The sequence below is a fragment of the Nocardia miyunensis NBRC 108239 genome (genome assembly GCF_001613065.1).
GTDB classification, from domain to species: Bacteria; Actinomycetota; Actinomycetes; order Mycobacteriales; family Mycobacteriaceae; genus Nocardia; species Nocardia miyunensis.
In genome coordinates, this window is the sequence record NZ_BDBQ01000122.1 from 22,696 (window position 1) to 34,762 (window position 12,067).

The window sequence follows — 12,067 nt, forward strand, 5'->3', positions numbered from 1 at the left end:
GCTGGCGCAGGCGCTGCGTGTCTCGCTCAAGGAGACCGAGCGACTGCGGGCGCGCAACCGCAAGCTCGACGCCGCCCTTCGGGAGCCGATCGCGATCGTCGGGATGGCGTGCCGGTATCCCGGCGGGGTGGAATCGCCGGAGGATCTGTGGCGGCTGGTCGCCGAGGGCGGCGACGCCACCTCGGAATTCCCGGCGAACCGCGGGTGGGACGTCGAGCGGCTCTACGATCCGACCGGGGAAACGCCGGGCAGCACCTACAGCCGCGAGGGCGGTTTCCTGCATTCGGCGGGTGAATTCGACCCCGCGTTCTTCGGCATCAGCCCCAACGAGGCCGCGACGATGGATCCGCAGCAGTTCTTGCTGTTGGAGGCCTCGTGGGAGGCCTTGGAACGCTCCGGCGTCGACGCGAGGTCGTTGCGAGGCAGCGCGACCGGCGTCTTCACCGGCTTGATGTATCACGACTATCCGGCCAACGCGAACGCGGGATCCATTGCCTCCGGGCGGGTTTCGTATGTGCTCGGTTTCGAGGGCCCGTCTGTCACGGTGGATACGGCGTGTTCGTCGTCGCTGGTGGCGATGCATCTGGCCGCGGGGTCGCTGCGATCGGGGGAGTGCGATCTGGCGTTGGCCGGTGGTGTGACGGTGATGTCGACACCGGAGACCTTCGTCGAGTTCAGTCGCCAGCGCGGCTTGGCCCCGGACGGCCGGTGCAAGTCGTTCGCGGATGCGGCCGACGGCGTGGGCTGGTCCGAGGGCGTCGGAGTGCTTGTGCTGGAGCGGCTTTCCGACGCACAGCGCAACGGTCATCGGATTCTCGCGGTGCTGGCGGGTTCTGCGGTGAATCAGGATGGTGCGTCGAATGGTTTGACGGCGCCGAACGGTCCGTCGCAGCGGCGGGTGATCCGGCAGGCGTTGGCCAATGCCGGTCTGTCCCCGGCGGATGTGGATGCGGTCGAGGCGCACGGTACGGGTACGACGCTGGGCGATCCGATCGAAGCCCAAGCGCTGCTCGCTACCTACGGGCAGGACAGGGCCGTCGACAGTCCGTTGTGGTTGGGGTCGTTGAAGTCGAATATCGGTCATGCTCAGGCTGCTGCGGGTGTGGGTGGTGTGATCAAGATGGTCATGGCGATGCGCCATGGCGTGTTACCGCGGACGCTGCATGTGGACCGGCCGAGCGCGAAGGTCGACTGGACCGAGGGCAATATCCGGTTGTTGACCGAGCCGGTGCCGTGGCAGGAAGGGGATCGGCCGCGTCGTGCGGGTGTGTCCTCGTTCGGGATCAGCGGCACCAACGCGCACGTGATCATCGAACAGGCACCGGCGACCGAAGCGGTGACGGACTCGGTGGTGCGGACCGCACCCGCGGGCGGATTGCTGCCCTGGGTGGTGTCCGCGCGCAGTGGTCCGGCACTCGCGGATCAGGCCACGCGCCTGGCGGCCCACTTCGGCAGCGCGGAATCATCTGCAGGAGAACAGGATTCGCTCGATATCGGTCTGTCGCTGGCGGCCACGCGTGCCGTCTTCGCGCATCGTGCCGTCGTGCTGGCGGGCGACCGTGACGCTCTGCTGGCGGGGGTGCGGGCGCTGGCGGCGGGTGAGTCCGTTCCCGGTGTCGTGTCCGGCCGGGTGGTGCCGGGTTCGACGGGTGTGGTGTTCTCGGGACAGGGCGCGCAGTGGGCAGGCATGGCTGCCGAGCTGTACGTGTATCCGGTGTTCGCCGAGCACTTCGATGCGATCGCCGCCGAGTTGGAAACTTCTCTCGGACAGTCTGTTTCGCTGCGTGATGCGTTGGCGGACGGCGATCTGGTGGATCGGACGGTCTTCGCGCAGGCGGGTTTGTTCGCGTTCGAGGTGGCGCTGTACAGGTTGCTGGAGTCGTGGGGATTCGGTGCGGATGTGGTGGCCGGTCATTCGATCGGTGAGGTCGCTGCCGCGCATGTGGCCGGGGTTCTGTCACTGACCGATGCGTGTGTTCTGGTGGCGGCGCGTGGTCGACTGATGCAGGCGTTGCCCGCGGGTGGGGCCATGGTCGCTGTGGGTGTGTCCGAGGCCGAGGTGCTGCCGCTGCTGAGGGCAGGCGTGTCGATCGCCGCGGTGAACGGTCCGTCGGCGGTGGTGCTGTCCGGCGTGGAAGACGATGTGCTGGCGGTCGCCGATGTGTGCGCCGGGCGTGGGTGGCGGACGAAACGCCTGCGGGTGTCGCATGCGTTCCATTCGGCGCTGATGGAGCCGATGCTGGCCGAATTTGCTTCGGCGATCGAGGCTTTGGCGTTCGGGCGTCCGTCTGTGCCGTTGGTGTCGACGGTGACCGGTGCGCGGGTGACCGATGAGATGTCGGTGCCGTGGTATTGGGTGCGTCAGGTTCGGGATTCGGTGCGGTTCGCCGATGCGGTGACGGTGATGGCGGAGTTGGGGGTGTCGCGTTTCGCGGAGGTCGGTCCGGATGCGGTGCTGGCGCCGATGGTCACCCAGACCCTCGAGGACAGCCCGGCCGGTGCCCGCACCGGTGCGACGCCGACGGTAGTGGCATTGGCCCGCCGCGACCGGGCCGATGCCGCGACCCTGTCGGCCGGTATCGCCGCGTTGTTCGTCTCCGGCGCCGACGTGGACTGGGCCGGCTGGTATTCCGGGACCGGAGCGCGGCGAATCGACCTGCCCACCTATGCCTTCCGGCACGAACGCTTCTGGCTCGACGCCCGGCAGGTACTGGCACAATCGTGGCTGGGAGCCGAACTCGGCGGAGTCACGGCGGTCGGCCTCGATGCCGTGGCGCATCCACTGCTCGGCGCCGCCGTACCGCACCCGGAATCCGGCGGCGTGAGCTTCACCGGCCGCTGGTCGGTGGAGTCCGTCGATTGGCTGGCCGACCACAGCGTCTTCGGCGTGGTACTGCTGCCGGGCACCGGATTCGTCGAATTGGCCGGCCACGTCGGTGGCCTGCTGGGCTGCGATGTGCTGGAAGAGCTCGTCCTGCACACTCCGTTGACGCTTCCGGCGCAGGGCAGTGTGTCGGTGCAGGTGGTGGTGGCCGCCGCGGACGACACCGGTCGTCGGCGGTTGAGTATCCATTCGCGCCGGGCCGCCGAGGAACCCTGGGCGATCCATGCCGAAGGCGTTCTCGCCTCGGGTGGCGTGGTCGCCGATTTCGATCTGAGGTCGTGGCCGCCCAGCGGTGCGCGGCCCGTGAACATCGACGGCATCTATGACGAGCTGCTCGATCTCGGTTACGGCTACGGTCCGGCGTTCCGGGGTATGCGGGCGGCGTGGCAGCGCGGGGACGAACTGTTCGCCGAGGTCGCCCTGCCCGACCCCGCCGGAGCCGGCAACTTCGGCATCCATCCGGCCTTGTTCGACGCCGCGCTGCATGTCCGGATCGTGCACGGACTGCGCAGCGAAGGCGGTACGTCCCCGGCATTGCCGTTCACCTGGAACAGGGTGGCGTTGCACGCGGCCGGGGCCGCGGTGGTGCGGGTGCGGATCGCGGTCGAGGGCGAGAAGTTCGGTGTGCAGATAGCCGATACGCAGGGCGAACCGGTGCTGTCGGTGGCCGCCCTCGTGTCCCGGCCGGTCACGGCCCGCCAGCTCGACGCGCCCCGGGTGTCGCAGAATCTGTTCGGCGTGGAGTGGGTCGCGGTTCCGGCGTCGGCGGTGGCTGTCGACCCGAAACGGGTGGCGGTGCTCGGTGCCGGCGCCGATGCGGGTCAGTGCCGCGGATACGACGATCTGGCGGCACTGGTCGCCGATCTGGATGCGGCCGCGGAGCCGGTTGTTCCGGAGATCGTCGTATTCGCATGCCCGCGAGGTGAGGGCGCGCCGCCCGTGGCGGCACGGCAGGTCGTGGCCGGTGTGCTCGAGACGGTGCAGCGGTGGTTGAGCGATTCCCGTTTCGCCGACTCCCGGTTGGTCGTGGTGACCGAAAACGCTGTCCCCGTGCGCGATTCGGAGCCGGTGAACCTGGCGCAGGCGCCGGTCTGGGGTGTGCTGCGGGCCGCGCAGGCCGAGCATCCGGATCGATTCCAGCTTCTGGATCTGGACCACGCGGACGCGGGCGAGACTCGCACACCGCTGGCTGTGGCGTCATGGGCCGCCGCCGTCGCCGGCGAGCCCGAGGCCGCCGTGCGCGGTGCGGCCGTATCGGTTCCGCGGTTGAGCCGTCACCCGGCCGGCGACACTGTTCGCCTGGAAGAGCCCGGCACCGTGGTGATTACCGGTGGTACCGGTGGTCTGGGTGCGTCGATCGCTCGTCATCTGGTCGTGAACCACGCCGTGACGCGGCTTGTTCTGGTGTCGCGTCGTGGGCCGGCCGCGCCCGGCGCCGAGCGGTTGCGGGACGAGTTGGTGGGGCTCGGTGCGCAGGTGCGGATTGTCGCGTGCGACGTATCGGATCGGGATGCGTTGGCGGCGTTGGTCGACAGCATTCCGGACGAGCATCCCTTGGTCGGTGTTGTGCATGCCGCGGGGGCCGCCGACAACGGCGTAGTCGAGGCGATGTCGGCGGATCGGGTGGACTATGTGTTCGCTCCCAAGGTCGACGCGGCCTGGCATCTGCACGAGTTGACCCGTGATCGGTCGTTGTCGCTGTTCGTGGTGATATCGTCCGCCGGCGGTCTGGTGCTGGCGGCCGGCCAGGCGAATTACGCTGCGGCGAACGTATTTCTGGATGCGCTGGCCGCCTATCGCCGGGCAGCGGGACTGCCGGCGACCGCGATCGATTACGGACTGTGGGCGCGCTCGAGCGGACTCGGCACGGAGCTGTCCGACGCCGATTTCGAACGGATGCGCCGGCAGGGGTTCCCCGCGCTCGGTGAGGACGAGGGCCTGGCGCTCTTCGATGCGGCGATCGCGACCGAGACCGCTCAACTGGTCGCGCTGCGGGTCGATTCCGCCGTACTCCGGACCCGTGGCGAGAACATTCCGGCACTCGTGCGCGCACTCGCCGCCCCGGCGACCGCACGTCGCCGCCACACCACCTCCGCGGCTACTCACGCCTTCCTGGACGCGCTGGCCGGTATGTCGGAGGCCGACAGGCGAGTGGCTGTGCTGGATCTGGTGCGTTCGGTGGCCGCGGGTGTGCTCGGGCACACGTCCGTGGATGCCGTGGAACCGCAGCGTGCTTTTCAGCAGCTGGGTTTCGATTCTCTGGGGGCGGTGGAGTTCCGGAACCGGTTGAATGCCGCGACGGGGTTGAAGCTGCCGGCGACCTTGATATTCGATTATCCGAACGCCCAGGTCGTCGCGGAATTCATCGGTGCCGAGCTGGCCGGTGTGGACGTGGTGGAGGAGAACCCGGCCGGGCGGGTTCGGGTCGATGACGATCCGATCGCGATCGTGGCGATGAGTTGCCGGTATCCGGGCGGTGTGGCGTCGCCGGAGGATCTGTGGCGGTTGGTCGCCGAAGGCGTCGACACCAACGGTGAATGGCCGGTCGATCGTGGCTGGGATGTCGAGGCCGTGTACGACCCCGAGCCGGGTAAGGCGGGCAAGACCTACACGCGTCATGGTGGATTCCTCTACGAGGCAGCGGATTTCGATGCGGACTTCTTCGGGATCAGCCCGAACGAGGCCACGGTCATGGATCCGCAGCAGCGGTTGCTGCTCGAGACCTCATGGGAAGCACTGGAACGCGCCGGTGTCGACCCGGCCGTCTTGCGGGGGACCGCCACCGGCGTGTTCACCGGCGTCATGTACCACGACTACGCGCAGGGAACGGAAAGCCGCAACAGCGCCGGGGGAAGTCTGGTCTCCGGCCGGGTCGCGTACACGCTGGGGTTGGAAGGGCCCGCGGTATCGGTGGATACGGCGTGCTCGTCCTCGCTGGTGGCCGTGCATCTGGCGGCGGGATCGCTGCGGTCGGGGGAGTGCGATCTGGCCCTGGCCGGCGGCGTCGCGGTGATGGCCACACCGGACATGTTCCTGGAGTTCAGCCGCCAGCGGGGTCTGTCTCCCGATGGCCGGTGCCGAGCCTTCGCCGACGCCGCTGACGGGGTGGGCTGGTCCGAGGGCGTGGGTGTGCTTGTGCTGGAGCGACTTTCCGACGCGCAGCGCAACGGCCATCAGGTCCTGGCGGTCGTCGCGGGTTCCGCCGTGAATCAGGACGGTGCGTCGAATGGTTTCACCGCGCCGAACGGTCCCTCGCAGCAGCGGGTGATCCGCCGGGCATTGGCCGATGCCGGACTCTCCGCGGGAGATGTGGACGCGGTCGAAGGCCACGGCACCGGCACGACGTTGGGTGATCCGATCGAGGCCCAGGCATTGCTGGCGACCTACGGCCGGGAGCGCTCCGCGGATCGTCCGTTGTGGCTGGGGTCGTTGAAGTCGAATATCGGTCATGCCCAGGCCGCTGCGGGTGTGGGTGGTGTGATCAAGATGGTCATGGCGATGCGCCACGGTGTGTTGCCCAAGACGTTGCATGTCGATCGGCCGAGTACGAAAGTCGACTGGCCCACTGGCAATATCGCGTTGCTGACCGAGCCGGTCGAATGGCCGGAGGGGGATCGGCCGCGGCGGGCGGGTGTGTCCTCGTTCGGGATCAGTGGCACCAACGCCCACCTCATTCTGGAACAGGCGCCGAGCGTGGCGGTGCCGGTGGAGCCGGCGTCCACCGCGCCGACCGGTGGCGTCGTGCCCTGGGTGATCTCGGCGCGCAGTGCCGCGGCCCTCGCCGGTCAGGCCGACCGCCTCGCGTCCGCGATCGGCGACGAGCACGATCCGATCGACATCGGGTTTTCCCTCGCGTCCACCCGTGGTGTGCACGAGCATCGTGCTGTCGTGGTGGCCGGCCACCGTACCGACTTGTTCACGGGCGTACGGGCATTGGCCGGCGGTGAGCAGGCGCCGGGTGTGGTGTCCGGCCGGGTGCTGCCGGGTTCGACCGGCATGGTGTTCTCGGGGCAGGGGGCGCAGTGGGCCGGTATGGCCGCCGAACTCCGCTCCGCCTACCCGGTATTCGCCGAGCACTTCGACGCGATCGTGGCCGAGTTGGAACCCGCTCTGGGACAGCAGGTCTCGCTGCGCGACGCGTTGGCCGACGATGGCCTGATCGACCGCACCGTCTTCGCGCAGGCGGGATTGTTCGCGTTCGAGGTCGCGCTGTTCCGGTTGTTCGAATCGTGGGGTGTGACCGCCGGGGTGGTGGCGGGTCATTCGATCGGTGAAGTCGCTGCCGCGCATGTGGCGGGCGTGCTGTCGGTGGCGGATGCGTGTGTGCTGGTCGCCGCGCGCGGCCGGCTGATGCAGGCCCTGCCTGCCGGTGGCGCGATGGTGGCGGTCGGGGCGTCGGAGACCGATGTGCTGTCGTTGCTGAGCGGTGACGTCTCGATCGCGGCGGTGAACGGTCCGTCGTCGGTGGTGGTGTCCGGCGTCGAATCCGATGTGCTGGCGGTCGCCGCTCACGGCGCCGAGCATGGCTGGCGGACGACCCGGTTGCGCGTGTCGCATGCGTTTCATTCGGCGTCGATGGAGCCGATGCTCGCCGAATTCGCCCGTGCCGTCGAGGGTTTGACCTTCGGCCGTCCCGAGATCGCCGTGGTGTCCACGGCGACCGGCGCCCGGGTGACCGATGAGATGTCGTCCCCGGCGTATTGGGTCGCGCAGGTTCGGGACACGGTGCGGTTCGCGGACGCGGTCGGCGCGATGGCGGATCTGGGAGTCTCCCGCTTCGCCGAAATCGGGCCGGATGCGGTGCTCGCTCCGATGATCACCCAAACCCTCGAGCACAAGGCGACAGCGGGGGCCGTGACGGCGGTTCCTGCCGTGGTCGCACCGGTGCGCCGGAATCGGGCCGATGCGGCGATGGTGACCGCCGGGGTGGCCGGACTGTTCGTCGCGGGCGCCGAGGTGGACTGGGCCGGCCTGTACATCGGCACGGGAGCCCGGCGAATCGACCTGCCCACCTACGCTTTTCAACGCCGGCGCTATTGGGCGGAGGCGACCGCCGTCGGCGGCGACCTTCGGGCCGTCGGCCTCGCATCCACCGGACATCCCCTGGTCTCGGCGATGGTGTCACAACCGGATTCCGACACGGTGACCCTCACCGGGCGCCTGTCCGTGCAGACCCACCCGTGGCTCGCCGATCACCGGGTGATGGATACGGTGTTGTTCCCCGGAACCGGCTTCGTCGAACTCGCCCTGCACGCCGGGGAACGAGTCGGTTCCCCGATGCTCGACGAGTTGGTGCTGCAGGCGCCGCTGGTGTTGCCGGAAACCGGCGGGGTCGCGGTACGGGTAGTGCTCGGTGAGCCGGACGCGGCGGGGCGGCGCGTAATCCGGATCTTCTCCTGCCCCGACCGCGATGTCGACACGGTGTCGTCGTGGACGGTGCACGCCGAAGGTGCTCTCACGTCGGACGAAACCGACGAATTCGAACCGGCCTCGTGGCCCCCGGCGGGCGCCACCACTGTCGACGTCGACGGCGTCTACGACGAGCTCTCCTCCGTCGGGTACGGGTACGGCCCGGTCTTCCGGGGCTTGCGGGCGATGTGGCAACACGGGACCGAAATGTTCGCCGAGATCGCGCTACCCGATTCCGGGCGCGCCGACGGGTTCGGCATTCATCCGGCGCTGTTCGATGCCGCACTGCACGCCGGGATCGTGCACGGTTTCCGCAATGGTGACATCGGTGATTCCCCGGCGTTGCCGTTCATGTGGAACCGGGTCGCATTGCACTCGACCGGAGCGGCGGTGGTGCGCGTGCGGATTTCACCGGACGCCGACGGATTCGGCGTGCGGATCACCGACCAGCAGGGGCGGCCGGTGCTGTCGGTCGGCGCACTCGTCTCGCGGCCAGTGTCGGCCGAGCGCCTCGAGGCGAATCCGGTCGCGGAATCGCTGTTCGGGGTGGAGTGGATCGCCGCCTCCACGGCATCCGCGACGGTCGATCCGAACCGCGTCGCGGTGGTGGGTTCCGGACGGAGCTCCGACGGTGCGCCACGGCATCGCGACCTCGCGGCATTGGTCGCCGACCTGGCTGCGGCCGAGAACACCGTCGTACCCGAGATCGTCGTTCTCGAATGCCCCGAGGACGAGTCCGCACCGCCGGTCGCGGCCCGGCGAATTGTCGCCGGTGTCCTCGAGGCCGTGCAAACATGGTTGCGCACTGCGCATTTCGGAGGGTCTCGCCTGGTCGTCGTCACCAGACAGGCCGTATCCGTCGATGGCGCCGAGCAGGTGAATCCGGCGCAGGCGCCGGTATGGGGTCTGGTGCGGGCGGCGCAAGCCGAGCACCCCGGCCGGTTCCAGCTCCTCGACCTCGACCGCGACCGGGATCCCGTCGCCGCGCTGACCGCGACGGCACCGCCCGCCGCCGAGCCGGAGGTCGCGGTGCGAGGGGCGGATGTGCTGGTTCCGCGGTTGCGCCGGCACGCCCCCGGCGCGGTGGTTCGCTCCCTCGCGCCCGGCACCGTGCTGATTACCGGCGGAACCGGTGGACTCGGTGCGTTGACGGCGCGGCACCTCGTCGTGAATCACGGTGTGGCGCAGCTGGTTCTGGCATCGCGCAGCGGATCGTGCGCGCCCGGTGCCGAGCAGTTGCGTCACGAGCTGGTGGAACTCGGCGCGCAGGTGCGAATCGCGGCCTGCGACGTCTCCGACCGCGCGGCGTTGGCGGCGCTGATCGACGAGATCCCGGACGAGCATCCGCTGATCGGTGTGGTGCATGCGGCGGGCGCCGGCGACAACGGGTTGGTCGAATCCCTCACGGCGGATCGATTCGGGCCGGTGTTCGCGCCGAAGGTCGACGCGGCGTGGTATCTGCACGAGTTGACCCGTGATCGGCCGTTGTCGCTGTTCGTGCTGGTGTCGTCGGTGGGCGGTTCGGTGCTGGCGGCCGGGCAGGCGAATTATGCTGCGGCCAACGTCTTTCTGGACGCACTGGCCGCCCATCGTCGCGCGGCGGGCCTGCCCGCGACCGCCATCGATTACGGATTGTGGGCGACGTCGGCCGGCCTGGGGTCCATGCTGTCCGACGGTGATGTCGAGCGGATCCGGAGGCAGGGACTTCCGCCGCTGAGCGAAACCGACGGGCTGGCGCTGTTCGATCTGGCGATCGCCACCGAATCCGCGCAGGTGGTGGCATTGCGCATCGATCCGGCGGCCCTGCGCGACCGCGGCGACGAGCTCCCGGCACTGCTGCGTGCGATTGCCCCGGCCCCGATGCGGCGCCGGGCACGAAACCAGAGTCCCGATCACGCGTTCGCCCGCACGCTGGCCGGTTTGCCGGATGTGGATCGGCATGTGGCTGTGCTGGATCTGGTCCGGTCGGTGGCCGCGGGTGTGCTGGGGCATGCGTCGGTGGATGCGGTGGAGCCCCAGCGTGCTTTCCAGCAGCTGGGTTTCGATTCGCTGGGTGCGGTGGAGTTCCGGAATCGGTTGAATGCGGCGACGGGTTTGCAGCTTCCGGCGACATTGATTTTCGATTATCCGAATGCGGAGGTGGTGGCCGAGTTCGTCGGTTCGGAGCTGGCCGGTGAGGCGGTTGCCGATGCGGAGCCGTCCGGCCGGGTTCGGGTGGACGGTGATCCGGTTGCGATTGTGGCGATGAGTTGCCGGTATCCGGGTGGTGTGGTGTCGCCCGAGGACTTGTGGCGGTTGGTCGCCGAAGGTGTCGACACCAACGGTGAATGGCCGGTCGACCGCGGCTGGGATGCCGACGGTATCTACGACCCGGAGCCCGGAAAACCCGGCAAGACATACGCGCGCGCCGGTGGATTCCTCTATTCCGCAGCGGATTTCGATGCCGACTTCTTCGGCATCAGCCCGAACGAGGCCATGGCGATGGATCCGCAGCAGCGGTTGCTGCTGGAGACCTCGTGGGAAGCACTGGAACGGGCCGGGATCGATCCGGCCGTGCTGCGGGGCAGCGCAACCGGTGTGTTCACCGGCGTGATGTACCACGACTACGCCCAGGGCACCGGCAAGGCGGGAACCGCGGGCGGCAGTCTGGTCTCCGGGCGTATCGCGTACACGCTGGGGTTGGAAGGTCCTGCGGTGTCGGTGGATACGGCGTGTTCGTCGTCGTTGGTGGCGATGCATCTGGCCGCGCAGTCGCTGCGGTCGGGAGAGTGCGATCTGGCGCTGGCCGGCGGCGTCGCGGTGATGGCTACGCCGGATATGTTCCTCGAATTCTCCCGCCAGCGCGGGTTGTCCACGGATGGCCGGTGCAAGTCGTTCGCGGACGCCGCGGATGGTGTGGGCTGGTCCGAGGGCGCGGGCATGCTGGTGTTGGAGCGGTTGTCCGATGCTCGTCGCAACGGTCACGAGATTCTTGCGGTGCTGGCCGGTTCGGCTGTGAATCAGGATGGGGCGTCGAATGGTTTCTCCGCGCCGAACGGTCCCTCGCAGCGCCGGGTGATCCGGCAGGCGTTGGCCCATGCCGGACTCTCGCCCGCCGAGGTCGACGCCGTGGAAGGCCACGGTACGGGGACGACGCTGGGCGATCCGATCGAAGCCCAAGCGCTGCTCGCTACCTACGGGCAGGATCGTGCCGCGGATCGTCCGTTGTGGCTGGGGTCGTTGAAGTCGAATATCGGTCATGCCCAGGCCGCTGCGGGTGTGGGTGGTGTGATCAAGATGGTCATGGCGATGCGCCACGGTGTGTTGCCCAAGACGTTGCATGTCGATCGGCCGAGTACGAAAGTCGACTGGTCACAGGGCAATATCCGGTTGTTGAGCGAGCCGGTGGAGTGGCCGCAGGTGGACCGGCCGCGTCGCGCCGGTATCTCGTCCTTCGGACTCAGCGGCACCAACGCCCACCTCATCGTCGAACAGGCGCCGGCCGCCGACCCGGCTTCCGTCCCGGAGAACAAGACCACCCCGGCCGGTGGCGTGCTGCCATGGGTGATCTCGGCGCACACCGCCGAGGCCCTGGCCGAACAGGCCAGACGCCTGACCACGCGGATCGGCGACCAGCACCCGGTCGACGTCGGTTACTCGCTCGCGACCTCACGCGTGGTGTTCGATCACCGCGCCGTGGTGCTTGCCTCTGAGCGCGACGGCCTGCGAACCGGTATCCAGGCCTTCGGTCGGGGAGAATCCCTTCCCGGTGTGGTGTCCGGCCGGGTGGTGCCG

At 68.9% G+C, this 12,067-nt stretch carries 1 protein-coding gene; it reads left to right on the top strand.

Features of this window, described 5'->3' with window-relative positions:
- Position 1 precedes the first annotated feature (1 nt).
- On the top strand, positions 2-12,067 hold a 12,066-nt coding region (locus tag NM2_RS49865), incomplete at its 3' end, for a type I polyketide synthase (protein WP_439956984.1).